Origin of the sequence: Kosakonia sp. H02, assembly GCA_030704225.1 — a bacterium.
Lineage (GTDB): Bacteria > Pseudomonadota > Gammaproteobacteria > Enterobacterales > Enterobacteriaceae > Kosakonia.
The window spans coordinates 3,442,298-3,465,865 of the sequence record CP131915.1 but is presented as its reverse complement, the minus strand read 5'-3'; the positions used below and the strand labels follow the sequence as shown (position 1 = coordinate 3,465,865).

Sequence of the window (23,568 nt, the reverse complement as noted above, 5' to 3'; positions counted from 1 at the left end):
TGGCTCAGGCCAACCAGGTTCCGCAGACCATGCTGTCCCTGCTGCGTTAATCGTAAAGTTCGTAATAAAAAAGCGCCGTCTGTCGGCGCTTTTTTTTATCTATGCCCAGGAAGCGAATCACCTGCCACCTGATGTAATCCGCAGGAATACCCACTTTTTATAGCTGATTTTTCGAATTTGAATTTGGCGTTATCAGGTAAATTTGAATTTTACGCAGTTTGTTGACGTGCTATCTGCGGTACCTCTTACTCAGCCAACGGAAAAAATATGCCCCGGATATTAATCACAACCAACCACTTAGAGAAACTTCAGGGAAGCGAGCTAGTCACGCTGGAAGCCGTACAGTTTTTTCTGGAGCATGGATGGGATGTTGGTGTTTTTACTCATCTCATTGGCGGTGATGTTGAGCAGTTATTCTTGCAACTGGAACACCAGGAGAGGTTGTTGCTGACCAATGATGATAACTATCCATTCGAGGGTGATTACGATATCGTCTGGTTGCAACATAATGTAATGAATGCGTGGTTACGTAGTCATATTTTTGAGGAGGGCATACGTACCCGCTTTATCTTCAACCATATGTCGTCCTTTGCGGACATGGAATTACCTGTACCGGGCATTCCTGAAAATGAGATGGCTTATCGTATCTTAGCCGTATCCCATGAATGTAGCGACGCGCTGAAAGAAAGGGGAATTGATCCGGATAAGATTGCGCTGCTTGACAATCCTGTGCCTGATCGCTATATCACCGCTAAGGCTGCTAATCCTTCTTCTGAACTGAAAAAAGCACTGTTTATTTCCAATCACCGCCCACCCGAACTTGATGAGGCAGTCAAACTACTCACTGCTGAAGGGGTAGACTGTATGCTCATCGGGGGTAACAATAAGCAGGTTAGAGTCACACCTGAATTGATCAGTGAATATGATTTAGTCATCACTATTGGTAAATCAGTACAGTATTCTTTAGTCGCTGGCGTTCCTGTCTATATTTATGATCTATATGGAGGCGATGGTTACCTTACTGCCGATAATCTGGAAAAATCTCATTACCATAATTTCTCTGGTCGCGCGACAAATAAGAAACGCAGTGGTGACGCTATTTGTAACGAAATACTCTCTGGCTATGTAGATGCTCGCAGTTTCGTTGTGAATAATCGTAACGAGTTTGCCAGTCGCTGGAGCTTAAACAATAAACTCTCTGCGTTGATTGATTTAGAAGATGAAGCCTCATTTTTCCAGTTCAGCGAAACGGCATTCCGTGAAATAGACCTCCATAATAAAAAATTCAGGAAGTTGGTCGATCCTGCATGGTCGTACAGCAAATGGTTTAGCTCGATCCAGGATGGTGAAAAACGTCTTGATGCTGTGGAATACATCCTGAAGGAAAATGACGCTTTAATCCCTATAGACGTTATTATTTACCGCCAAGACGAGGCGATTGATATTGACGTGACATTGGCGAGCATTGAAGAGCAGAAATACAAGGCTAACAAAGTCTGGTTGCTCAGCGGCGATGTTGCAGGTCAGCAGTATGTTGAAGCGATCAATGGCTCTGAACACAGCCGTTTTGACGCAAACCTTAACGATATTATTTCTGTACTCAATTCTTCCATTGTTTTGTTTGTGCATGCGGGAGATATGGTTTTCCCGCACACTTTACTGGCTATAGCCGAAGCTAAGGCGCTGAAACCTCAAGCAAAAGCGTATTATTTTGACGAAGAGGTTTTTGGGGGGGAAGGTAAAACACACCCTATATTAAAACCAGACATCAATATTGATTTATTAAGAAGCTACCCCTATGTAGGCAAGATGCTCGCATTTGATACCGCGACGTTAATCGAAGAAAGTGCATCTGTTAATACTTATGGTGAGTTTTTCGCTGTCTCGATGTTCTTCAAACTGATTGAACAGCAGGGACTTGCTGTGATTGAGCATCTACAGAAAATCTGTTTCCGTACAAATGTATCCAGCCTGGCATGGTTAACAAAAGATAATTCCCATCATTTCAAAAAGTTAGTTGGTCAACATCTTACTAACCTGAATGTGGCAGCACATATCGACACGATTTTTATTAATAACAATTCATGGCTGAATATTAAATATACGGGTTTTGAAACGGCCAGTGCCTCAATCATCATCATCGCTAATAATGACGTGAAGGCGTTAAGTGGCTGTGTAGAAAAACTGCTAGAACTCACCACAGGAATTCCTTTCGAGATTATTGTCGTTAGCTATGATGATTTGTTACCTGAAGTTAAAGGTTATTTACAACAGCTGGCTGATTTAAGCATATCGCAGATTAAAGTATGCAGCTGGCAGGGGAGTTATAGCTGGCCGGGCATGAATAATATGGCAGCTTATGAGAGCAGCGGCGATATTCTCGTATTTTTAAACCCAGACATGTTAATCGTGGAGCCCGACTGGCTTAGTACGCTTGCGGGTTATTTTACTCGCCCTGAGGTCGGATTGGTTGGGCCGAAAATTATTAACCAGGATGCCCAGGTTGTGGGTGCCGGTCTGGTTTTGGGGATGAATGGTAATACTGGTAGGATCTTCGAAGGTGAATCTACTGCTGCCGCTGGTTATTTAAATCGCTTGCAGGTAGCAAATAATATGAGTGCGTTGACGCACGAGTGTTTATCCATTCGTAAAGACGTATTTGTTGCCATATCTGGATTTAATGCAGATGAATTTACTACAGGTTTTAGCGAAGTGGATTTAGCTTTGCGCCTAATACAAAACGGATATTGTCATGTTTTTGTTCCCTCCGTCAGATTGGTATGTCTGAATATCGGTTTTGCGAGTAGCCGTCAGAGTGATGCAGGCTTGCAAGAGCGTTTTTATGAACAATGGCTTCCTTCACTGCATTCGGATCCGGCTTATAACCGTAACTTAAGTCGACATTCTCCAGGGTTTGAGTTATCTCCATACCTGGCGACAGTGCATCATAACCTGCCAGGAAAACCACTTCCTGTAGTTATCGCCAATAACGTTGACAGACAAGGCTGCGGTTACTATCGAATTATTCATCCTTTCAATGCACTGACCAACGAACTCTTCATTGACGGTGGTACGAGCGATCTTTTACTTAAGCTTCCAGATATTACGGAATTTAAGCCTGATACCATACTCATACAACCGGGAACGCGTAGAGGATTAGCACCTTATATTGAAAGGATTAAGAAATTCTCCAATGCAAATATCATTCTTGATTATGACGACTATGTGCCAAATATCCCCGTGCGCAGTGCAGTTAGACGTTTTATTAAGCAGGATATCATTAAAGACATTCGCAAAGATTGCCAGTTGGCAGATCGAATAGTGGTTTCTACCCCTGCACTTGCTGAGGAGTTCTTTCGTTTTTCCGACGCCATAGTTGTCGCGCCTAACGGGCTACCTCGCGAAATATGGGGTAACTTAAAATCTCGTCGCCGGGTTGGTCAAAAAATACGTGTCGGTTGGGCTGGCGGGGCGACTCATACCGGGGATTTATCCATTCTCAAACCCTTGATGAAAATGTTTGAAAACGATGTGCAATGGGTATTTATGGGAATGCAGCCTCAGGGTTTGGATTGTGAATTTCACAAAGGGGTACCAATCGAGGTATACCCTGAAAAACTTGCAAGTCTTGACCTTGACCTGGCGCTTGTTCCACTCGAAATTAATCAATTTAATGTCTGTAAAAGTAACTTACGTTTACTGGAGTTAGGTGTCTGCGGTATTCCTATTATATGCACAGACATAGAACCATATCGGTGCGGTCTTCCTGTAACGTTAGTGAAAAATGAATTCTCAGCTTGGGTTAAAGCGATTAAAGATCATATCAATAATCCGGATGCGCTCTCCATTCTCGGAGATAAGTTAAGAGAAACAATCAACAATAACTGGATGCTGGAAGGGGCGTTGCTGGAGACCTGGAGAAATGCCTGGGTTAAGTAATACACGTGTGGAAAATCACATGTCAATTCAAACCTTAGCAGAGCGAATTGCACCTGAACAATGGTGCAATTTGTGACTCGGTTTCCTCAAATGCCAACTTTGAAGCTCAAAAATTTAAAAAATGCTCATTTTTTGTTCCTGCTTAACATACTGTTTTTTCTTTTTAAAATCGCATTTATTTAACATTTCAAGCCGATACCAATAAAAACACATCCTTTTTAGTGCCTATTCTTCCGATTAAAACCCCTACAGGAAAGGATAATCATGCCGATAACTCAATTAACGCAGGGCTGTTTATCGTGAATTCACTCTATACCGCTGAAGGTGTAATGGATAAACACTCGCTGTGGCAGCGTTATGTACCTCTTGTGCGTCACGAAGCATTGCGCCTGCAGGTGCGTTTGCCGGCGAGTGTGGAACTGGACGACCTGCTACAGGCGGGCGGCATAGGTCTATTGAATGCAGTGGATCGCTATGACGCTCTGCAAGGAACGGCATTTACCACTTACGCAGTACAGCGTATTCGTGGGGCAATGCTGGACGAACTGCGCAGCCGCGATTGGGTGCCGCGCAGCGTTCGGCGTAATGCCCGCGAAGTGGCGCAGGCTATGGGGCAACTTGAGCAAGAGCTGGGACGTAACGCGACGGAAACTGAAGTGTCGCAGCGTCTTGGAATTCCTGTCGAGGAATACCGTCAGATGCTGCTCGATACCAATAATAGCCAGCTTTTCTCCTATGACGAATGGCGGGAAGAGCACGGCGACAGTATCGAGCTGGTGACGGACGATCATCAACAGGAAAACCCGTTATTCCAGTTAATGGAAAGTAACTTACGCCACCGGGTGATGGACGCGATTGAATCGCTACCGGAGCGTGAACAACTTGTCCTGACGCTTTACTACCAGGAAGAGCTGAATCTTAAAGAGATTGGCGCGGTACTGGAAGTTGGGGAGTCGCGGGTTAGTCAGCTTCATAGCCAGGCCATTAAGCGCTTACGTACCAAGCTGGGTAAGTTATAGGTTGTTGATGCGACTGCATCCCTCCTGGTAAATGCCGAACAACGCATTGACAACCAGGAGTTATCATGACGGTGCAGCAACCAAAAAGACGGCCACTAAGCCGCTACCTGAAAGACTTTAAACACAGCCAGACGCATTGCGCTCACTGCCACAAACTGCTTGATCGCATCACGCTGGTACGCCGGGGCGAAATCGTGAATAAAATTGCGATTTCGCGTCTGGATATGTTGTTGGACGAAGCGGCGTGGCAACAAGAGCAAAAAGAGTGGGTTGCACTCTGCCGTTTTTGCGGCGATCTGCACTGCAAAGAGCAGAGCGATTTCTTCGATATCATCGGCTTTAAACAGTATCTCTTCGAACAAACCGAGATGAGCCACGGCACAGTGCGCGAATATGTTGTGCGTCTGCGCCGCTTAGGCAACCATCTCAGCGAACTCAATGTCTCCCGTCAACTGCTGGAAGAGGGCTTCCTGGATGAAAATCTGGAACCTTGGTTACCGGCGACCAGCACTAATAACTATCGGATTGCCTTGCGCAAATATGCGCAGTTTAAAACCCAGGCGCGTTTCGCTGGCGTGCAAAAGATCGCTGTCGGCGCGACATCTGATATATATTAAAAATGAATATGTAGACAGGCAGTGCCTGAGCGTATTGCTCAGGCACTGGCCGCTATAGCCAAATTCTTAATGGAGGTTCGATGAGATTAGCTGTTGTTGGTCGTCATTTATTGATGAGCGTTATGGCTGTCGCGCTGGTGGCAGGCATGAGCGTAAAAACGTTCGCGGCAGAAAACCTGCTCAATAAAGTGAAAGAGCGCGGCACGCTGTTGGTGGGTCTGGAAGGAACTTATCCGCCGTTCAGCTTCCAGGGTGATGATGGCAAGTTGACGGGGTTTGAAGTCGAATTTGCCGAAGCGCTGGCGAAACATCTGGGCGTTAAAGCGTCGCTGAAACCGACCAAATGGGACGGTATGCTGGCCTCGCTGGACTCTAAACGCATCGATGTGGTTATCAATCAGGTGACCATTTCCGACGAGCGTAAGAAAAAATATGACTTCTCCACGCCGTACACCGTGTCCGGCATTCAGGCGCTGGTGAAAAAAGGCAACGAAGCCAGTATAAAGTCGGCTGCCGATCTGAAAGGCAAAAAAGTCGGTGTTGGTCTGGGCACCAACTATGAAGAGTGGCTGCGCCAGAACGTGCAGGGCGTAGATATTCGTACCTATGATGATGATCCGACGAAATACCAGGATCTGCGCGTAGGGCGTATTGATGCCATTCTGGTTGACCGCCTGGCGGCGCTGGATCTGGTGAAGAAAACCAAAGATACGCTGGCGGTGGCGGGCGATGCGTTCTCGCGTCAGGAGTCTGGCGTGGCGTTGCGTAAGGGCAACGAAGACCTGCTGAAAGCGGTTGATGCGGCGATTGCCGACATGCAAAAAGATGGCACCATGAAGGCGCTGTCAGAAAAATGGTTTGGGGCGGATGTGACGAAATAATCGTTGCCCGCTCAGAAAAAGGCGCTTAATCAAGCGCCTTTTTTATTGATCGGATTTTTACGTGCATAATAAAAACCAGACAGTTCATTTTGCGGCTTTCGGAGGATCCATGCCCTTGCACAATTTAACCCGCTTTCCCCGCCTGGAATTTATTGGTGCCCCGACGCCGCTGGAGTATTTGCCGCGTTTTTCTGACTACCTCGGGCGCGACATTTTTATCAAACGCGATGATGTCACGCCGGTGGCAATGGGCGGCAACAAACTGCGCAAGCTGGAGTTTCTCGCCGCCGATGCGCTGCGTGAAGGCGCAGACACGCTGGTGACTGCGGGCGCGATTCAATCCAACCATGTACGCCAGACGGCGGCGGTGGCGGCAAAATTGGGGCTACATTGCGTCGCGCTGCTGGAAAACCCGACCGGGACGCGTGCAGAAAACTACCTGACCAACGGCAACCGACTGCTGCTGGATCTGTTTAATGCCCAGGTTGAGCTGTGCGATGCATTAACCGACCCGGTGGCGCAACTGGACGAACTGGCGACGCGCATTGAAGCGCAGGGTTTTCGCCCGTATATCATTCCGGTTGGCGGCTCTAACGCCCTTGGCGCGCTGGGTTATGTTGAAAGTGCGCTGGAAATTGCCCAGCAGTGCGAAGGCGCGGTCGGGCTCTCTTCCGTGGTGGTGGCGTCCGGTAGCGCCGGGACCCACGCCGGTCTGGCGGTCGGCCTTGAACAACTGATGCCGGAGGTGGAACTGATTGGCGTAACGGTGTCGCGCAGCGTGGCGGATCAAAAACCGAAAGTGGTGTCGCTTCAACAGCAGATTGCGCAACAACTTGAGGTGCAGGCAAAGGCAGATATAGTGCTGTGGGATGACTATTTTGCGCCAGGCTACGGCATGCCGAATGATGAAGGGATGGAAGCTGTAAAGTTACTGGCGCGTCTGGAAGGTATCTTGCTCGACCCGGTTTACACCGGTAAAGCCATGGCCGGGCTGCTTGATGGCATTGAACAAAAACGGTTTAAAGATAATGGCCCGATCCTGTTTATTCACACCGGTGGTGCACCTGCGCTGTTTGCCTACCATCCTCACATTTAACCCGCAGGCAGAAAAATCATAATGCAAGAGAGTTTACAGCTCGTTATCGACTCCGCACCTTTCCTGTTAAAGGGCACGGTCTTCACGCTGCAATTGAGTATTGGCGGCATGTTTTTTGGCTTGCTGCTCGGCTTTATCCTGGCATTGATGCGCATGTCGCCGCTGCTGCCGATACGCTGGCTGGCGCGCTTATATATCTCCATTTTTCGCGGTACGCCGCTTATCGCCCAGCTCTTTATGATCTATTACGGTCTACCGCAGTTTGGCATTGAGCTGGACCCGATTCCCTCGGCGATGATTGGCCTGTCGCTGAACACGGCGGCGTATGCGGCGGAAACGCTGCGCGCGGCGATCTCGTCGATTGATAAAGGGCAGTGGGAAGCGGCGGCGAGTATTGGCATGACGCCGTGGCAAACCCTGCGCCGGGCGATTCTGCCGCAGGCCGCCCGCGTGGCGCTACCGCCGCTCAGCAACAGTTTCATCAGCCTGGTGAAAGATACGTCGCTGGCGGCCACCATTCAGGTGCCGGAGTTGTTCCGCCAGGCGCAGCTTATCACCTCGCGTACGCTGGAAGTGTTCACCATGTACCTTGCCGCGTCGCTGATCTACTGGGTAATGGCAACGGTGCTGTCGACGCTGCAAAACTATTTTGAAAACCAGCTTAATCGCCAGGAGCGTGATCCGAAATGAATGCCATCGACGTTAAACAACTGGTGAAAAAATTCCACGGGCAGACGGTGCTGCACGGTATCGATTTGCAGGTCGAAGAGGGTGAAGTGGTGGCGATTATCGGCCCGAGCGGTTCCGGTAAAACCACATTGCTGCGCAGTATTAACCTGCTGGAACAGCCGGAAAGCGGCACCATTCGCGTGGGTAATATCACTATTGATGCCGCGCGTGCCATCAGCAAGCAGAAGGGCGCTATCCGCCAGTTGCGCCAGCATGTCGGCTTTGTATTCCAGAACTTCAACCTGTTTCCGCATCGCACGGTGCTGGAAAACATTATTGAAGGGCCGGTGATTGTGAAAGGCGAAGCGAAAGAAGAGGCAACGGCGAGAGCGCGCGAACTGCTGGCGAAAGTGGGGCTGAGTGACAAAGAGACCAGCTATCCGCGGCGTTTATCCGGCGGGCAGCAGCAGCGTGTCGCCATTGCGCGGGCGCTGGCGATGCGCCCGGATGTGATTTTATTCGATGAACCGACCTCGGCGCTCGATCCCGAACTGGTGGGCGAGGTGCTGAATACCATCCGCCAACTGGCGGAGGAAAGACGTACGATGGTTATCGTCACCCATGAAATGAACTTTGCCCGCTATGTCGCGGACCGGGCGATTTTTATGGATCAGGGGCGGATTGTCGAGCAAGGCCCGGCAGAAACCCTCTTCGATGACCCGCAACACCCCCGCACGCGCCAGTTCCTCGAAAAATTCCTCACGCAATAACCGTGTCGCGATTCACCCCTTCCGGCGGCTGAATCGCGGCAGTTTCACTTAAGGTGATTAATATACAAAGCGATTGGCATGCCTCGCATAAATCGATATTTCTGCCCGGTTGTTGGCGTTAAATCCGGCAATAAAGTTAACTTATTTCCAAATGTTCCGATATTTTATATTCATAATTAAGTTTTATGTGTTAGGTTATTGTATACAAAATAATGATTATTAAATGCAGGGGTATTACCGGTCGGTATGCAGCAAAAAGATTATTTTACCTGGCGTCGCGAAATGATATCGCGGTTCCAGGAGATGACAGCGGCACAGGACGTTTATACGGAGATTCAGCGGCAGACTCAGCGGCTGGAATTTGATTATTTTTCACTTTGCGTACGCCATCCGGTCCCTTTTACCCGGCCAAAGCTCAGCGTTGAAACGTCATATCCGACTGAATGGATGCAGCATTATCAGGCAGAGAATTACTTTGCTATTGATCCGGTGCTTAAGGCAGAAAATTTCATTCAGGGCCATTTGCCGTGGAGTGACAAACTCTTTCATGATGCGATGACGTTATGGGACGCCGCGCGCGACCACGGCCTGCGTAAAGGGATTTCGCAATGTTTGATGCTGCCAAACCACGCGCTGGGCTTTTTGTCCGTCTCACGAACCAGCCTGTCGGGCAAAATGATGGCGGATGATGAGATTGAACTGCGTTTGCAAACGCTGGTGCAGTTAAGCCTGCTGGCATTGACGCGTTTGCAGGATCATACGGTAATGACGCCGGAAATGAAATTCAGTAAACGTGAACGTGAGATTCTGAAATGGACGGCGGAAGGGAAAACCTCGGCGGAAATTGCGATTATTTTATCTATTTCGGAAAACACCGTTAATTTCCATCAGAAAAACATGCAGAAGAAATTTAACGCGCCGAATAAAACACAAATTGCCTGCTATGCGGCGGCAACCGGAATCATTTGAATCTGACTTGAATCGTAATTGCGAAAAGTATATTAAACAAAACCCGGCTGTCAGCGCGATCTGACAGCCGGATATTATTTACTGGCGGTAAGCTTGTTTAATTTGCTTAACAGTGCTGGAAAATACGCTGGCATTAGCTTCATCTTCCATTTGTGCAATTAGCTTTTCCATTTTGATAATGACGCGGCCCGCGTCTGCCTGACCCATCGCTTGCAGCATCAGTGTAATCATTGATTTCAGGCAAGCGACTTCCTGCGCCAGTTCCTTTGCGTTCTCAGCAGTGGAAAAATCAGGTGTGCTCAATTTATCTTCCTCGTTACGCCGTCGCGAACTTACGCGACGATCACCCTCAAAGCGGCGAAGTATACCACAAGGTTTACAAAAAAAAGCAGTGGTTGTTTTTTGATCATTACAGCGCGTAATAGAATTAAACCTCGGCCGCAATAAAGGGCAGTGCATTTAATGCATTATAAATATATGTTTAATTGTCGTTTAAACAGGGTTAATTGTTGTTACAACGAATGCACAGCAATTTATGCCAGTGAAAAAAAGAGAATTTGCTAACTTTCTGAAAGAGAAGCGTTTTGTCTTTTTACCGCTGCGTTTGTTTAACCAGTAAAAGTTTCCACGTCATGTACAACTTAATTTCCAAAAACGAGAACAAAATCCAGGTGACATTGTTTTTTCACCTTCCCTTGTTATGTGAAAAAAAGCTAATATAGCCAAATATAGTTTTCGCAGCGTTATCCCTATTTCCGGAGATACTCCTTTGATCAACGTACTACTTGTTGATGACCATGAACTGGTTTGTTATGTGAAAAAAAGCTAATATAGCCAAATATAGTTTTCGCAGCGTTATCCCTATTTCCGGAGATACTCCTTTGATCAACGTACTACTTGTTGATGACCATGAACTGGTGCGCGCAGGGATACGACGCATTCTCGAAGATATTAAGGGCATAAAAGTGACCGGCGAGGTTAACTGCGGTGAAGACGCCATCAAATGGTGTCGCGCCAATTCCGTTGACGTCGTGCTGATGGATATGAACATGCCCGGCATCGGTGGCCTTGAAGCAACGCGAAAAATCGCACGTGGCACCGCTGACACGAAAGTCATTATGCTTACCGTTCACACAGAAAATCCCTTACCGGCGAAAGTGATGCAGGCCGGGGCGGCGGGTTATCTTAGCAAAGGCGCTGCGCCGCAGGATGTGGTAAATGCCATTCGTTCTGTGCACGCTGGCCAACGCTATATCGCTTCTGATATTGCTCAACAAATGGCGCTTAGCCAAATCGAACCGGAAAAAACGGACTCGCCGTTCGACAGTTTGTCGGAACGTGAATTGCAGATTATGCTGATGATCACGAAAGGCCAGAAGGTCAACGAGATCTCAGAGCAACTGCATCTGAGTCCGAAAACGGTGAACAGCTATCGCTATCGGATGTTCAGTAAGTTGAATATCCACGGTGACGTCGAACTGACGCACCTCGCCATTCGCCATGGTTTGTGCAATGCGGAGACGTTAATAAGTCAGTGACTGAAGTTTTTGATTCCCAAGCATTTCTGAAGACGGTTACCAGCAAACCCGGTGTTTATCGTATGTATGATACCGGCGGTACCGTCATCTATGTCGGTAAAGCGAAAGACCTGAAAAAACGGCTTTCCAGCTATTTCCGCAGCAATCTTGCCTCCCGTAAAACCGAAGCGCTGGTCGCACAGATCCAGCAGATCGATGTGACCGTCACGCACACGGAAACCGAAGCGCTGCTGCTGGAACACAACTATATCAAGCTCTATCAACCCCGCTATAACGTGCTGTTGCGGGATGATAAATCCTACCCGTTTATCTTTCTCAGCGGCGATACCCATCCGCGTCTGGCGATGCATCGCGGTGCGAAACATGCAAAAGGGGAGTACTTCGGGCCTTTCCCGAATGGTTACGCGGTGCGTGAAACCCTGGCGCTGTTGCAGAAGATTTTCCCGGTTCGCCAGTGCGAAAACAGCGTTTATCGCAACCGCTCGCGTCCGTGTCTGCAATATCAGATTGGTCGCTGCCTCGGCCCGTGTGTGGCGGGTCTGGTCAGCGAAGAGGAGTATGCGCAGCAGGTTGAATATGTGCGTCTGTTCCTCGCGGGTAAAGACGATCAGGTACTGACGCAGCTTATCGCGCGGATGGAAAAAGCGAGCCAGTCGCTGGAGTTTGAAGAAGCTGCTCGCGTGCGCGACCAAATCCAGGCTGTGCGCCGGGTAACGGAAAAACAGTTTGTTTCCAATACCGGTGACGATCTTGATGTGATTGGTGTAGCGTTCGATGCGGGAATGGCCTGCGTGCATGTGTTGTTTATTCGCCAGGGCAAAGTGCTTGGCAGCCGCAGCTATTTCCCGAAAGTGCCGGGCGGTACCGAGCTTGGCGAAGTGGTAGAAACCTTTGTCGGCCAGTTCTATTTGCAGGGTAGCCAGATGCGCACGCTGCCTGGTGAAATCCTGCTGGACTTCAATCTCAGCGACAAAACGCTGCTCAGTGATTCCCTTTCTGAGTTGGCAGGGCGCAGAGTAAATGTGCAAACTAAACCCCGCGGCGATCGCGCGCGCTATCTGAAGCTGGCGCGTACCAATGCCGCCACCGCGCTCAGCACCAAACTATCACAGCAATCCACCGTGCATCAGCGCCTTGCTGCGCTGGCAAGCGTGCTTAATTTGTCGGACGTGAAGCGGATGGAGTGTTTTGATATCAGTCATACCATGGGCGAACAAACCGTGGCTTCCTGCGTGGTGTTTGACGCCAATGGCCCGCTTCGCGCGGAATATCGCCGTTACAACATTACCGGTATTACACCGGGTGATGATTATGCGGCGATGAACCAGGTGCTGCGCCGCCGTTATGGTAAGGCGATTGAAGAGAGCAAAATCCCGGATGTGATCCTGATTGATGGCGGCAAAGGGCAGCTTGGGCAGGCGAAAACGGTGTTTGCCGAACTCGACGTCCCGTGGGATAAGCACAAACCGTTGCTGCTTGGCGTGGCGAAAGGCGCGGATCGAAAAGCGGGTCTTGAAACGTTATTTTTCGAGCCGGAAGGCGAGGGCTTTAGTTTGCCGCCGGATTCGCCCGCCTTGCATGTTATTCAGCACATCCGCGATGAGTCGCACGATCACGCCATCAGCGGACATCGTAAAAAACGCGCTAAAGTGAAAAGTACCAGTTCGCTGGAGACTATCGAAGGCGTGGGGCCGAAACGCCGCCAGATGTTGTTGAAATATATGGGCGGTCTGCAAGGATTGCTCAACGCCAGCATCGAAGAAATAGCAAAAGTGCCAGGCATCTCGCAAGGTCTGGCAGAAAAGATCTTCTACTCGTTGAAACATTAGGGGCTCTGTAGCAACATAGAGCGAATATTTACGGACAACAGACAGTTAACGCCGCTATGCGATTTAATATCCCTACGTTGCTCACCCTTTTTCGCGTCATCCTGATCCCGTTTTTCGTGCTGGCGTTTTATCTGCCATTCCAGTGGGCTCCGTTTGTCTGTGCGCTGATTTTCTGCTGCGCGGCGGTAACCGACTGGTTTGATGGTTATCTGGCGCGGCGCTGGAACCAAAGTACGCGTTTTGGCGCGTTTCTCGATCCAGTCGCCGATAAAGTGCTGGTGGGGATTGCGATGGTGCTGGTCGCCGAGCATTACCATAGCTGGTGGGTGACGCTGCCGGCCGCTACGATGATCGCCCGCGAGATCATTATCTCCGCACTGCGAGAATGGATGGCCGAAATGGGCAAGCGCAGCCGCGTGGCGGTATCGTGGATTGGTAAAGTCAAAACTACCGCGCAAATGGTGGCGCTGGTATGGCTGCTGTGGCGACCAAATGAGTGGGTTGAGTATGCCGGGATCGCGTTGTTCTTTGTTGCTGCCGTGTTAACGCTTTGGTCCATGCTGCAATATTTGAACGCGGCGCGCGGCGATCTGCTTGAACCCTGATCGTTTCGTCGCAATTTTCAGCAAACGATCGTCCTTTTTAAAAATATCGTTGACTCATTGCGTCAGGTAAGTAGAATGCAACGCATCGGAAGGCAGCACAGCTCGTCAGAAGATAATAAAATCAAGTGATTAGAACATAACTTGATTATGCGGGAATAGCTCAGTTGGTAGAGCACGACCTTGCCAAGGTCGGGGTCGCGAGTTCGAGTCTCGTTTCCCGCTCCAGTTTAGTGCATCGGCTTTTATAGCGGATGCAGGCTGAAAAGCATCAGGAATTCTGGCGCGTTAGCAAAGCGGTTATGTAGCGGATTGCAAATCCGTCTAGTCCGGTTCGACTCCGGAACGCGCCTCCAATTTCTTCCCGAGCCCGGATGGTGGAATCGGTAGACACAAGGGATTTAAAATCCCTCGGCGTTCGCGCTGTGCGGGTTCAAGTCCCGCTCCGGGTACCATGGGGAAAAAGCAGAATAATCAAAGCAATAAGCAGTGTCGTGAAACCACCGAAAGGTGGTTTTTTTGTGCCTGTTATTCAGCTTCGTCATAAAAATCCGCGCGAACATCATGCTCCGCGCGGATTGCGTTTACTGCTTTCAACCCACTTCCGGTAATAACCCCGCAACGATCAAAAACTGAATCGTAATAATCGCTATCCCACAGGTGAAGACCAGACTCAGCGCAGGTTTACCGCCGAGTACACGGTAACCATGTTGCGCGTGATGTTTACGGCTTTGCCACGCCAGCATGGATGGCAACAGCAGCGCCAGCACCGACAATGCAACACCGGCATACCCGAGCGCCATCACAAACCCACGCGGATAAAACAGGGCAAATGCCAGCGGTGGCAGAAACGTGATTAATCCGGTCTGCAAACGACCGGCTGCGGTATTGCGCCGCTGGAACAGATCGGCGAGATAATCAAATAACCCCAATGACACACCCAGGAACGAGGTAGCCAGGGCCAGGTCGGCAAACAGATGTACCGCCAGTTCGACATGCGGCGAGGCGACCACTTCCCGCAATGCCTGCAATAAACCATTCAGCCCCGCCTGGCTGGCGAGCAGGCCTATAAAAGTGGTTGAATCGATGCTGCCAAGCGTCGCCAGTTGCCAGAAAATATAGGCCACCAGCGGAATAGCGCTGCCGGTGATAAATACTTTACGCAGCCTGTGAATATCCCCCCCCATATAGCTAACAATACTCGGCACGCTGCCGTGAAAACCAAACGAGGTAAAAATCACCGGCAGGGCAGAGAGCGTAAGCCCTTTTTCCTGCGGCATGGTTAGCAAATTAGCCTGATGAACATGAGGCATCAGCAGCGCCAGCATAATCACCAGAAAAATAATCTTCGCGCTAAAGAGGAAACGGTTAAACAAATCGACTAATGACGTGCCGACGCACACAACACCCCCGGCAACAAAGGTGAACAGCAGCACACCAGCACCAGGCGAAAGCTGAAGGTTAAACCACGCGCTGATGCTTGATGCCAGTAGCTCTCCTGCACCGCTAATATAGGCAGCGGTCAGGGCGTACATCAAAAACATCATGCTGAAACCCGTTACCCACTGGCCATAACGCCCGAGGTAGCGCCGCGCCAGCGAACCGAGACCGGTGTCTGCCGGAACATGCTGATAAACCTCCAGCAGGAGCAGGGCGGTGTAACACATCACTGCCCAGAGAACGAAAAGTAATACTAATGTGGTGGCAAATCCGACACCTGCTGCTGCCAGCGGCATTGCCAGCATCCCCGCGCCGATAGTTGTTCCGGCGACAATAAAAACACTCCCAAGTGTCCGATTTCTCACGCTTTCCTCTGTCGTCAAACTCACTGCACACGCAATACGCGGCGCAGAGTAAGACAATTCAATTATTTCGTCAAACGACCGTTACAACGGTTGTATAGATAACTTTACGACAGGTTCAGGGGAGGGCGGAGAATGAGTGGATCATTGAAAACGTTGAGGGGTTAATCGATCTGTTTTTCGAATATGGCATTGCACAGGCTGTGCGGGGAGCGTGTAAAAAAGGCGGTTAAGATTCAACTTAACCGCCCGTAATATTAATTTTGTGTATCCAGCGTCGCCAGTTCTTTATCGATAAAATAAAGACCTTCGCCACTTTTACCGGCCAGGGTTAATTTATCAATAACGGATTTAAACAGTTTCTCTTCTTCGTGCTGTTCTGCCACATACCATTGCAGGAAATTAAAGGTCGGATAATCCTGCGACATCATTGCCACGTGCGCCAGTTCGTTAATTTTCTGCGTAATTAATTGTTCATGTTCGTAGGTCGCGTGAAAGAGTTCGTCCAGCGAGCTGTATTCCGCAACCGGGGAGGCAATGTCAGTAATGCGCGGCAGACCGCCGGTATCGGTCAGGTAATCGAACAGGCGCTGCATATGCGTCATCTCTTCCTGCGCATGGCGGCGCAGGAATGCGGCGGCACCTTCAAAACTGTGATAGCTGCACCAGGCGCTCATTTGCTGGTAGAGCAGGGAGGAAAACAGTTCCAGATTCATTTGTTCGTTGAGTTTTTCGATCATCTCTGTTTTTAACATGGCACGGCTCCGCAGTTTTAATAATAGGCAATGTGCGGCCACTATAATTTGTTATTTAATTATTTGCAAAAGGTAAAATAAAAAGTTCATTTTTTAAAAAGAGAATGCGAATAACACGCATTGCCGGAATTTAATTCAATAAATGAGAATTGTTTTGATTATTAATAAAAGAATAAGCCAGCAATAATAAGCTGGCTTAAGAAATTACCAGGTGGCTTTGGTGCGATCAAAGGCCACGCCGCGGCACTGATACTGAATGGTAATTTTGGTGTTCATGCAGGCTGAACCGCTTATCAAACTACAGGTTTGCACTGGCTGACCATAAGGTACGGCGGTGGCATAACCCATTTGCTGGCACTGCTTATTGGCGGTGCCCTGCGCGGTATATTCATCATAGCGCGCGTTCTGCATCATGGTCTGGTTGAAACTCAGGCGCACCAGGCCGCTGGTGGTATCCACGCTACTGACTTCCGCTTCCTTCGTTAAAGTGCATCCAGCGAGCAGCATCAGCGAGGCGGCAATACATAATATCTTCATGAAATCGCTCTGGTTCATTTCGGCTTCTTCTCATCTTATCGCGCTGATCGGGCGGTAATCGACGGAATAACCCGTTGAACACCCCCTACTAATCGCGACGGCAGGGTTGGGGAGGGAAAACTGTGAGCTTGCTTTTGATTTTTAAAACCATTTTTCATTAAATTTGAAAGTCTGTTTGCCAGGTAGTAAGGTTTAACTAACCTTTGCTATTGAGCATGTACACAGGAGATCACAAATGAAAATTGCACTGATGATGGAAAACAGCCAGGCGGCGAAAAACGCCATCATCCTCAAAGAGCTGAAGACGGTTGCCGATGAGAAAGATTTCCCGGTGTATAACGTCGGCATGAGCGATGAAAATGACCATCATCTGACCTACATCCATTTAGGGATTATGGCCAGTATTCTGCTTAACGCCAAAGCGGTGGATTTCGTGGTCACTGGCTGCGGCACCGGGCAGGGTGCATTGATGTCGCTGAACATCCATCCAGGCGTGGTTTGTGGCTACTGTATCGATCCGGCGGATGCGTTTCTGTTTGCCCAAATCAACAATGGTAATGCGCTGGCGCTGCCGTTCGCCAAAGGCTTTGGCTGGGGCGCGGAACTGAACGTGCGCTTTATCTTTGAGAAAGCTTTTACAGGGCGCAACGGGGAAGGTTACCCGCCGGAGCGTAAAGAGCCGCAGGTACGTAACGCCGGCATTCTGAACCAGGTGAAAGCGGCGGTGGTGAAAGAGAACTATCTCGATACGCTACGCGCCATTGACCGCGAACTGGTGAAAACCGCTGTTTCCGGCGAGCGTTTCCAGCAGTGCTTCTTCGAAAACTGCCAGAACAAAGAGATTGAAGCCTTCGTGCGCGAAGTGCTGGCCTGATACTAAAATTGCCCGCTGGCGCTATCGCCACCGGGCGTTTCGTTACGCTTTTTTCTGCGACACCGCGCTACCGGCATCTTTCGTTAACCGGAACGTATCCACCATCCCCACCAGGCAAATCAGGGCGATAAACACAAACGCCAGCCGGAAACTGATCCCCTCAACCGCAGTAATATTCAGCCAGTGGCTGACATGTTCACCAATACGGATACCAATTGCGCCGAGCGTGATCCCTAAGCCCACCGCCAGTTGCGTGGCCGTGCTGAATAGCGTGTTGGCATAACTCATCTGTTGAGACGGCACATCGGCGAAGGCGAGGGTGCTGACACCGGTAAACTGCACAGAACGGAACACCCCGCCAAGATAGAGGATCAAAAACGTCAGCCAGACGGGCGTATGGGAGGTCAGCAACGCGCAGGCGAGCAGCGCTATCACATTCAGCGCGCCATTAATCAACAGCAGTTTTTTAAAGCCGAGCCAACGGATCAACGGTGTGGTCGCCGGTTTAATGGTGAGATTCCCGGCGAACACTGCCAGCACCAGCAGCCCGGCATGTAACGGATCCATACCAAAACCGACCTGAAACAGCAGCGGCAGCAGAAAAGGCACGGCGCTAATTGAGGCGCGAAACAACGAGCCGCCGTACATGGTCACGCGAAACGTCGGCACCTGCATGGCATCAAGGCGGATCATCGGCCACTGCGCGCGGCGAAAATGGCGCAGGGTAAAGATCATCATCAGCGCACCCAATACCAGCAGGCCGGTGGTTAACATCGCTTGCGGATGTTGCGACCCCAGCGCCTCCATGGCATACACCAGGCTCACCATCGCAACGGCGGTGGCGATAAAACCCGTCAGGTCGAACGGGCGGCGCTCCTCCTCGCGAATATTGGGGATAATGCGCAGCGCCAGCACAATCGCCAGTATGCCGAGCGGCACATTAATAAAGAAGATCCAGCGCCAGTTAGCATAGTGAGTGATAAACCCGCCGAGCGGTGGACCAATAATCGGCGCGACCAGCGCAGGCCAGGTGAGCGTGGCGATGGCGGTTATCAACTGGTGTTTCGGCGTGGTGCGCAGCACCGCCAGCCGGCCAACGGGCACCATTAACGCGCCGCCGACGCCCTGAAAAATACGCATGACCACAAACATATCTACATTGCTGGCAAGCCCGCACAGCACCGACGCGAGCGTGAAAATCGCCAGCGCCAGCGAGAACACCGTGCGCGCGCCAAAGCGGTCGGCAATCCAGCCGCTCGCCGGGATCAGCACTGCCAGCGTTATCAGGTAGGCGCTGATCCCGATATTCAGGGCGACGGCTTCCACGCCAAAGGTTTTTGCCATATCCGGCAGGGCGGTGGCGATCACCGTGCCGTCGATAAACTCCATAAAGAAAGCGCCCGCTACCAGTAGCGCAGCGGGAGAAAGACCTCCGGTCTTCCGCGAAAGGGTGCTTTCACTCATTGTGGGTCTGCCATTTGCAAAAATAATTGAAAATGCTAAAAAATATTTTAGCGCGCTAACCGCAGGATTTATAATAGAATTTTTAACAAAGCTACTGCATTTTCGATTTTTGAAACGTGATTTCTATCACATATGGGTTGATTTTTGTGACGAAGGTCATATTATGTACGCATTGAGGCTTAACACCTGCATAACATATTCTCGGAGCAACTTATGAAACTGCGTAAAATCCTGAAGCACATGTTCGAAACCTATTGCAAAACTTTCAAAGACGTACCGCCAGGCGCTATGTTCTGATAATAAAAAACCTGCTTCCGGCAGGTTTTTTTATGCCCGCTATTCGCCATTTCCCGCTACTATGACGCCCTTTCTATAAGGAGCATCCTATGTCGCAAAATACGCCCGCCGACCAGGAACTGGTATCCGACGTTGTCGCCTGCCAGCTGGTTATCAAACAAATTCTTGATGTTATTGACGTTATCGCGCCGGTTGAAGTGCGCGAGAAAATGGCGAATCAATTAAAAACGATTGATTTTGCCAGCCATCCCGCCGCAGCCGATCCGGTGACGCGCCGCGCAATCCAGAAAGCCATCGCCTTAATTGAACTGAAATTTACCCCGCAGGGCGAAGCGCACTGATAGCAGCTTCGACGAAAGCCAGCGCCCGGTCTGTGACGCAGTGTGGATTTTGAAACGCTGTTTTGATCAACAATAACGCTACTCAAGTCAACCAACCTTAAACGCAAGGAGTCGGCAATGAAAAAAGTGGCGGTGTTGTTAGCGCCTGGTTTTGAAGAAGCGGAAGCGATTATCACCATAGATATTTTGCGTCGCTTAGATATCGACGTGGAAACGCTGGCCTGCGCGGCGTCCCGCGCGGTGGTCAGTTATCACGCTATCCCGATGGTGGCAGACCGCACCTTATCAGAACGGCTTAACACGCTGTACGACGCCGTGATATTACCCGGCGGGCCGCAGGGCAGCGTCAATCTCGCGGCCAGCCCGGACGTTGTGCAGTTTGTTAAAGACCATGACAATGCGGGCAAGCTTATCTGCCCGATTTGCTCGGCAGCCGCGCGTGTGCTGGGTGGCAATGGTCTGTTAAAAGGCCGCCGTTATGTCTGCTCCGGCGATCTCTATGAAACCGTGCGCGACGGTGAATATGTCGATGCGCCGGTGGTGGAAGATGGCAACCTTATCAGCGGCAAAGGCTTAGGCCTGGCCTTCGACTTTGCGTTTACCGTTGCCGCTCGCCTGTTGGGGGACGAAACGGTGGCGCGCGATCACGCCGATCATATCTACTTTAGCTGGTGATCTTTTCGCCCGGCTGCGCAAGGCGGTCGGGCACAAGGATAAGCTGGCTGATGTTATGGATTATTCTGCTTTTACCTTCCTCATTTGTCCGACAAAATCGGCTATCTTTATGTGCAATATCGCTGAATTTATGTACGGAATTACTGTAATTCTGCCGTGTGATGCCGCTCTCCTATGGAGAATCAATTTCCCGCTACAACTACTTCCAGCACAGATGTCCAGAGGCGTGTGGACTCTAATGCCTTGTTTTATGTCCTTTTAACTGAAGCGATTATTTGTTTTCCCTACATAAAAGAAAGTTAAAGCTGGAGTTTACCATGCACAAATTCACTAAAGCGCTGGCGGCCATCGGCCTGGCTGCCGTTATGTCACAATCCGCTATCGCGGAAACGATGAAGCTCGGATTTTTAGTTAAACAACCGGAAGAGCCCTGGTTCCAGACAGAGTGGAAATTCGCCGACAAGGCAGGCAAAGATTTAGGTTTTGAAGTCATTAAAATTGCCGTTCCCGACGGGGAAAAAACGCTGAACGCCATTGATAGCCTGGCCGCCAGCGGCGCTAAAGGCTTTGTTATCTGTACGCCGGATCCCAAACTCGGCTCGGCGATTGTCGCCAAAGCGCGCGGCTACGATATGAAAGTGATTGCCGTGGATGACCAGTTCGTCAACGCCAAAGGCGAACCGATGACCACGGTGCCGCTGGTAATGATGGCGGCCAGTGAAATCGGCGCGCGTCAGGGCCAGGAGCTGTATAAAGAGATGCAAAAACGCGGTTGGGATGTCAAAACGACCGGGGTAATGGCGATTACCGCTAACGAACTGGATACCGCCCGCCGTCGCACTACCGGTTCAATGGATGCGCTGAAAAAAGCCGGCTTCCCGGAAAAACAGATCTACCAGGTCCCGACCAAATCTAACGATATCCCCGGTGCATTCGATGCCGGTAACTCCCTGCTGGTTCAACATCCTGAAGTCAAACACTGGCTGGTACTGGGCATGAACGATAACACCGTGCTCGGTGGCGTACGTGCAACAGAAGGTCAGGGCTTTAAAGCACCCGATGTGATTGGCATTGGTATCAACGGCGTGGATGCAGTAAGTGAGCTCTCCAAAGGGCAGGCCACCGGTTTCTTTGGTTCCCTGCTGCCAAGCCCGGACGTGCATGGCTATAAAACCAGCGAGCTGCTTTACAACTGGGTGACCAAAGGCGCTGAACCGCCGAAATTCACCGCAGTGACCGATGTCGTGCTGATTACACGTGACAACTTCAAAGAAGAGCTGGCGAAAAAAGGACTGTAATTCTCTGTTGGTTGCGCTCCCCGTGCAAACGGGGAGCCAGACGTACACTCAACTGCTTTTCGGAGACGTTATGCAACAGTCTACCCCTTATCTCTCGTTTCGCGGCATCAGTAAGACGTTTCCCGGTGTGAAGGCGCTCAGCGACATCACCTTTGATTGCTATGCCGGGCAAGTTCACGCCCTGATGGGCGAAAATGGCGCGGGTAAATCGACCCTGTTAAAAATCCTCAGCGGGAACTATGCGCCGACCTCCGGCACACTGGCTCTCAAAGGCGAGGAAGTTACTTTCGCTGACACCACCGCGGCGCTCAATGCCGGCGTGGCGATTATTTATCAGGAACTGCACCTGGTGCCGGAAATGACCGTCGCCGAGAACATTTATCTGGGGCAGTTACCGCACAAAAGCGGGATTGTGAACCGCTCGCTGCTCAATTACGAAGCGGGGTTACAGCTTGAACATCTCGGCTTAGATATCGACCCGCAAACCCCGTTGAAATACCTCTCCATTGGTCAATGGCAGATGGTGGAAATCGCCAAAGCGCTGGCGCGTAACGCCAAAGTTATCGCTTTCGATGAACCGACCAGTTCGCTCTCGGCGCGGGAAATTGACAACCTGTTTCGCGTTATCCGCGAGCTGCGCAAAGAGGGGCGCGTGATCCTCTACGTTTCCCACCGCATGGAAGAGATTTTTGCCCTCAGCGATGCCATCACCGTGTTTAAAGACGGCCGCTACGTGCGCACTTTTACCGATACGCAGCAGGTCAGTCACGACCAACTGGTGCAGGCGATGGTTGGGCGCGAACTGGGCGATATTTACGGCTGGCAGCCGCGGGAATATGGCGAGCAGCGCCTGCAACTCGACCAGGTCAAAGCCCCAGGCGTACGTACGCCAATCAGCCTGAGCGTACGCAGCGGCGAAATCGTCGGTCTGTTTGGCCTGGTGGGCGCTGGGCGCAGCGAGCTGATGAAAGGGCTGTTTGGCGGCACGCAAATCACCGCAGGGCAGGTGTTGATTGATGGCGAGCGGGTCACTATCCAGAAACCGGCCCACGCCATTCGCGCGGGCATGATGCTCTGCCCGGAAGACCGCAAAGCGGAAGGGATCATTCCTGTCCATTCGGTACAGGAGAACATCAATATCAGCGCCCGGCGCAAATACATCCGCGCAGGCTGCCTGATTAACGATAGCTGGGAGAGCGATAACGCCGAGCATCATATTCGTGCGCTGAATATCAAAACCCCTGGCGCCGATCAGCTCATTATGAATCTCTCCGGCGGAAACCAGCAAAAAGCCATTCTCGGGCGCTGGCTGTCGGAGGAGATGAAAGTCATTTTGCTCGACGAACCGACGCGCGGCATTGATGTCGGCGCGAAACATGAAATCTATAACGTGATTTACGCGCTGGCGTCTCGCGGTGTTGCGGTGCTGTTTGCCTCAAGCGACCTGCCGGAAGTGATAGGCGTTGCCGATCGTATTGTGGTCATGCGCGAAGGCGAAATAGCCGGAGAGATACTGCACGGTCAGGGTGATGAACAGCAGGTGCTAAGCCTTGCGATGCCGAAAGTTAGCCAGGCTGTCGCCTGAGTGAGGAGAAT

Annotated in this window: 22 protein-coding genes and 3 tRNA genes; 20 read left to right on the top strand and 5 right to left on the bottom strand. The window is 50.5% G+C overall.

All coding sequences use genetic code 11. The features are described 5' to 3' along the window. Positions 1 to 267: 267 nt before the first annotated feature. From Q5705_16245 to sdiA, 8 genes are all read left to right on the top strand, one after another. Entirely contained in the window at positions 268 to 3,939 is a 3,672-nt protein-coding gene (locus Q5705_16245) for a glycosyltransferase (GenBank protein ID WLI76124.1), read from the top strand. Between the two features lie 299 nt (positions 3,940 to 4,238). Beyond that, positions 4,239 to 4,958 (top strand): RNA polymerase sigma factor FliA, encoded by a 720-nt coding sequence (locus Q5705_16240; GenBank protein ID WLI76123.1) that lies wholly within the window; start codon positions 4,239 to 4,241, stop codon positions 4,956 to 4,958. A gap of 65 nt (positions 4,959 to 5,023) precedes the next feature. Further along, the gene (gene fliZ, locus Q5705_16235) at positions 5,024 to 5,575 is read left to right on the top strand and encodes a flagella biosynthesis regulatory protein FliZ (protein ID WLI76122.1); all 552 of its coding nucleotides are present in this window, start codon (positions 5,024 to 5,026) and stop codon (positions 5,573 to 5,575) included. Positions 5,576 to 5,655: 80 nt separating this feature from the next. Further along, entirely contained in the window at positions 5,656 to 6,456 is an 801-nt protein-coding gene (gene tcyJ / locus Q5705_16230) for a cystine ABC transporter substrate-binding protein (GenBank protein WLI76121.1), read from the top strand. Between the two features lie 109 nt (positions 6,457 to 6,565). Beyond that, on the top strand, positions 6,566 to 7,552 hold the full coding sequence (dcyD, locus tag Q5705_16225; GenBank protein WLI76120.1) for a D-cysteine desulfhydrase: 987 nt from the start codon (positions 6,566 to 6,568) through the stop codon (positions 7,550 to 7,552). A 21-nt stretch (positions 7,553 to 7,573) separates the two neighbouring features. Further along, positions 7,574 to 8,242 carry a cystine ABC transporter permease gene (tcyL, locus tag Q5705_16220; protein ID WLI76119.1) on the top strand — a complete coding sequence of 223 codons (669 nt, stop codon included), beginning with the start codon at positions 7,574 to 7,576 and terminating at the stop codon, positions 8,240 to 8,242. After that, positions 8,239 to 8,991, top strand: a complete 753-nt coding sequence (gene tcyN / locus Q5705_16215) for an L-cystine ABC transporter ATP-binding protein TcyN (GenBank protein ID WLI76118.1) — start codon at positions 8,239 to 8,241, stop codon at positions 8,989 to 8,991. Before tcyL ends, tcyN begins: the two co-directional genes overlap by 4 nt. Positions 8,992 to 9,237: 246 nt before the next feature. After that, positions 9,238 to 9,960, top strand: coding sequence for a transcriptional regulator SdiA (gene sdiA / locus Q5705_16210; protein WLI76117.1), 723 nt, complete (start codon positions 9,238 to 9,240; stop codon positions 9,958 to 9,960). A gap of 78 nt (positions 9,961 to 10,038) precedes the next feature. Here the strand turns inward: sdiA and Q5705_16205 are convergent, their stop codons facing one another. Beyond that, a complete protein-coding gene (locus Q5705_16205) occupies positions 10,039 to 10,263 on the bottom strand; it encodes a DUF2594 family protein (GenBank protein ID WLI76116.1) in 225 nt (74 codons plus the stop codon). A 578-nt stretch (positions 10,264 to 10,841) separates the two neighbouring features. Between Q5705_16205 and uvrY the strand changes: the two genes are divergently transcribed. The 6 genes from uvrY to Q5705_16175 all read left to right on the top strand — a co-directional run bounded on the left by uvrY (position 10,842) and on the right by Q5705_16175 (position 14,384). Beyond that, positions 10,842 to 11,498 (top strand): UvrY/SirA/GacA family response regulator transcription factor, encoded by a 657-nt coding sequence (uvrY, locus tag Q5705_16200; protein ID WLI76115.1) that lies wholly within the window; start codon positions 10,842 to 10,844, stop codon positions 11,496 to 11,498. After that, positions 11,495 to 13,327, top strand: coding sequence for an excinuclease ABC subunit UvrC (gene uvrC / locus Q5705_16195; GenBank protein WLI76114.1), 1,833 nt, complete (start codon positions 11,495 to 11,497; stop codon positions 13,325 to 13,327). The genes uvrY and uvrC overlap by 4 nt, the downstream gene beginning before the upstream one ends. Before the next feature lie 56 nt (positions 13,328 to 13,383). After that, on the top strand, positions 13,384 to 13,932 hold the full coding sequence (gene pgsA, locus Q5705_16190) for a CDP-diacylglycerol--glycerol-3-phosphate 3-phosphatidyltransferase (protein WLI76113.1): 549 nt from the start codon (positions 13,384 to 13,386) through the stop codon (positions 13,930 to 13,932). A gap of 149 nt (positions 13,933 to 14,081) precedes the next feature. After that, positions 14,082 to 14,157: transfer RNA gene (locus tag Q5705_16185), tRNA-Gly, on the top strand. Positions 14,158 to 14,211: 54 nt separating this feature from the next. Continuing rightward, positions 14,212 to 14,285: transfer RNA gene (locus Q5705_16180), tRNA-Cys, on the top strand. Between the two features lie 12 nt (positions 14,286 to 14,297). Then, a tRNA-Leu gene (locus Q5705_16175) sits at positions 14,298 to 14,384 on the top strand. A gap of 138 nt (positions 14,385 to 14,522) precedes the next feature. Here Q5705_16175 and tyrP read toward each other — a convergent pair. The 3 genes from tyrP to yecR all read right to left on the bottom strand — a co-directional run bounded on the left by tyrP (position 14,523) and on the right by yecR (position 17,023). After that, positions 14,523 to 15,734 (bottom strand): tyrosine transporter TyrP, encoded by a 1,212-nt coding sequence (gene tyrP, locus Q5705_16170; protein WLI76112.1) that lies wholly within the window; start codon positions 15,732 to 15,734, stop codon positions 14,523 to 14,525. Positions 15,735 to 15,988: 254 nt separating this feature from the next. Further along, positions 15,989 to 16,486 (bottom strand): non-heme ferritin, encoded by a 498-nt coding sequence (ftnA, locus tag Q5705_16165; protein ID WLI76111.1) that lies wholly within the window; start codon positions 16,484 to 16,486, stop codon positions 15,989 to 15,991. Positions 16,487 to 16,690: 204 nt separating this feature from the next. Continuing rightward, positions 16,691 to 17,023, bottom strand: coding sequence for a YecR family lipoprotein (gene yecR / locus Q5705_16160; protein ID WLI76110.1), 333 nt, complete (start codon positions 17,021 to 17,023; stop codon positions 16,691 to 16,693). 235 nt (positions 17,024 to 17,258) lie between these two features. Between yecR and Q5705_16155 the strand changes: the two genes are divergently transcribed. After that, complete coding sequence (locus Q5705_16155; GenBank protein ID WLI76109.1) at positions 17,259 to 17,897, top strand: RpiB/LacA/LacB family sugar-phosphate isomerase; 639 nt, start codon at positions 17,259 to 17,261, stop codon at positions 17,895 to 17,897. 42 nt (positions 17,898 to 17,939) lie between these two features. Here Q5705_16155 and Q5705_16150 read toward each other — a convergent pair whose 3' ends face one another. Further along, complete coding sequence (locus Q5705_16150; GenBank protein WLI76108.1) at positions 17,940 to 19,361, bottom strand: MFS transporter; 1,422 nt, start codon at positions 19,359 to 19,361, stop codon at positions 17,940 to 17,942. A gap of 213 nt (positions 19,362 to 19,574) precedes the next feature. On the opposite strand from Q5705_16150, the gene azuC reads away from it, so the two are divergent. The 5 genes from azuC (at position 19,575) to araG (ending at position 23,557) form a co-directional block, all read left to right on the top strand. Next, positions 19,575 to 19,658: a stress response protein AzuC gene (gene azuC, locus Q5705_16145; protein WLI79046.1), complete on the top strand. Its 84-nt coding sequence runs from the start codon at positions 19,575 to 19,577 to the stop codon at positions 19,656 to 19,658. A gap of 89 nt (positions 19,659 to 19,747) precedes the next feature. Next, positions 19,748 to 19,999, top strand: a complete 252-nt coding sequence (locus tag Q5705_16140) for a DUF2766 family protein (protein ID WLI76107.1) — start codon at positions 19,748 to 19,750, stop codon at positions 19,997 to 19,999. A gap of 117 nt (positions 20,000 to 20,116) precedes the next feature. After that, complete coding sequence (locus Q5705_16135) at positions 20,117 to 20,674, top strand: DJ-1/PfpI family protein (protein WLI76106.1); 558 nt, start codon at positions 20,117 to 20,119, stop codon at positions 20,672 to 20,674. Between the two features lie 317 nt (positions 20,675 to 20,991). Then, a complete protein-coding gene (locus tag Q5705_16130) occupies positions 20,992 to 21,972 on the top strand; it encodes an arabinose ABC transporter substrate-binding protein (GenBank protein ID WLI76105.1) in 981 nt (326 codons plus the stop codon). 70 nt (positions 21,973 to 22,042) lie between these two features. Further along, on the top strand, positions 22,043 to 23,557 hold the full coding sequence (araG, locus tag Q5705_16125; protein ID WLI76104.1) for an L-arabinose ABC transporter ATP-binding protein AraG: 1,515 nt from the start codon (positions 22,043 to 22,045) through the stop codon (positions 23,555 to 23,557). Positions 23,558 to 23,568 lie beyond the last annotated feature (11 nt).

Bases quoted from the DNA above. Each gene is read 5' to 3' on its own strand.
- Q5705_16155 (WLI76109.1), top strand. From the start codon at position 17,259: ATGAAAATTGCACTGATGATGGAAAACAGCCAGGCGGCGAAAAACGCC.
- fliZ (WLI76122.1), top strand. From the start codon at position 5,024: ATGACGGTGCAGCAACCAAAAAGACGGCCACTAAGCCGCTACCTGAAA.
- ftnA (WLI76111.1), bottom strand. From the start codon at position 16,486: ATGTTAAAAACAGAGATGATCGAAAAACTCAACGAACAAATGAATCTG.
- tcyN (WLI76118.1), top strand. From the start codon at position 8,239: ATGAATGCCATCGACGTTAAACAACTGGTGAAAAAATTCCACGGGCAG.
- tcyJ (WLI76121.1), top strand. From the start codon at position 5,656: ATGAGATTAGCTGTTGTTGGTCGTCATTTATTGATGAGCGTTATGGCT.
- pgsA (WLI76113.1), top strand. From the start codon at position 13,384: ATGCGATTTAATATCCCTACGTTGCTCACCCTTTTTCGCGTCATCCTG.
- sdiA (WLI76117.1), top strand. From the start codon at position 9,238: ATGCAGCAAAAAGATTATTTTACCTGGCGTCGCGAAATGATATCGCGG.
- Q5705_16135 (WLI76106.1), top strand. From the start codon at position 20,117: ATGAAAAAAGTGGCGGTGTTGTTAGCGCCTGGTTTTGAAGAAGCGGAA.
- Q5705_16245 (WLI76124.1), top strand. From the start codon at position 268: ATGCCCCGGATATTAATCACAACCAACCACTTAGAGAAACTTCAGGGA.
- Q5705_16140 (WLI76107.1), top strand. From the start codon at position 19,748: ATGTCGCAAAATACGCCCGCCGACCAGGAACTGGTATCCGACGTTGTC.
- Q5705_16150 (WLI76108.1), bottom strand. From the start codon at position 19,361: ATGAGTGAAAGCACCCTTTCGCGGAAGACCGGAGGTCTTTCTCCCGCT.
- araG (WLI76104.1), top strand. From the start codon at position 22,043: ATGCAACAGTCTACCCCTTATCTCTCGTTTCGCGGCATCAGTAAGACG.
- yecR (WLI76110.1), bottom strand. From the start codon at position 17,023: ATGAAGATATTATGTATTGCCGCCTCGCTGATGCTGCTCGCTGGATGC.
- azuC (WLI79046.1), top strand. From the start codon at position 19,575: ATGAAACTGCGTAAAATCCTGAAGCACATGTTCGAAACCTATTGCAAA.
- tcyL (WLI76119.1), top strand. From the start codon at position 7,574: ATGCAAGAGAGTTTACAGCTCGTTATCGACTCCGCACCTTTCCTGTTA.
- Q5705_16130 (WLI76105.1), top strand. From the start codon at position 20,992: ATGCACAAATTCACTAAAGCGCTGGCGGCCATCGGCCTGGCTGCCGTT.
- dcyD (WLI76120.1), top strand. From the start codon at position 6,566: ATGCCCTTGCACAATTTAACCCGCTTTCCCCGCCTGGAATTTATTGGT.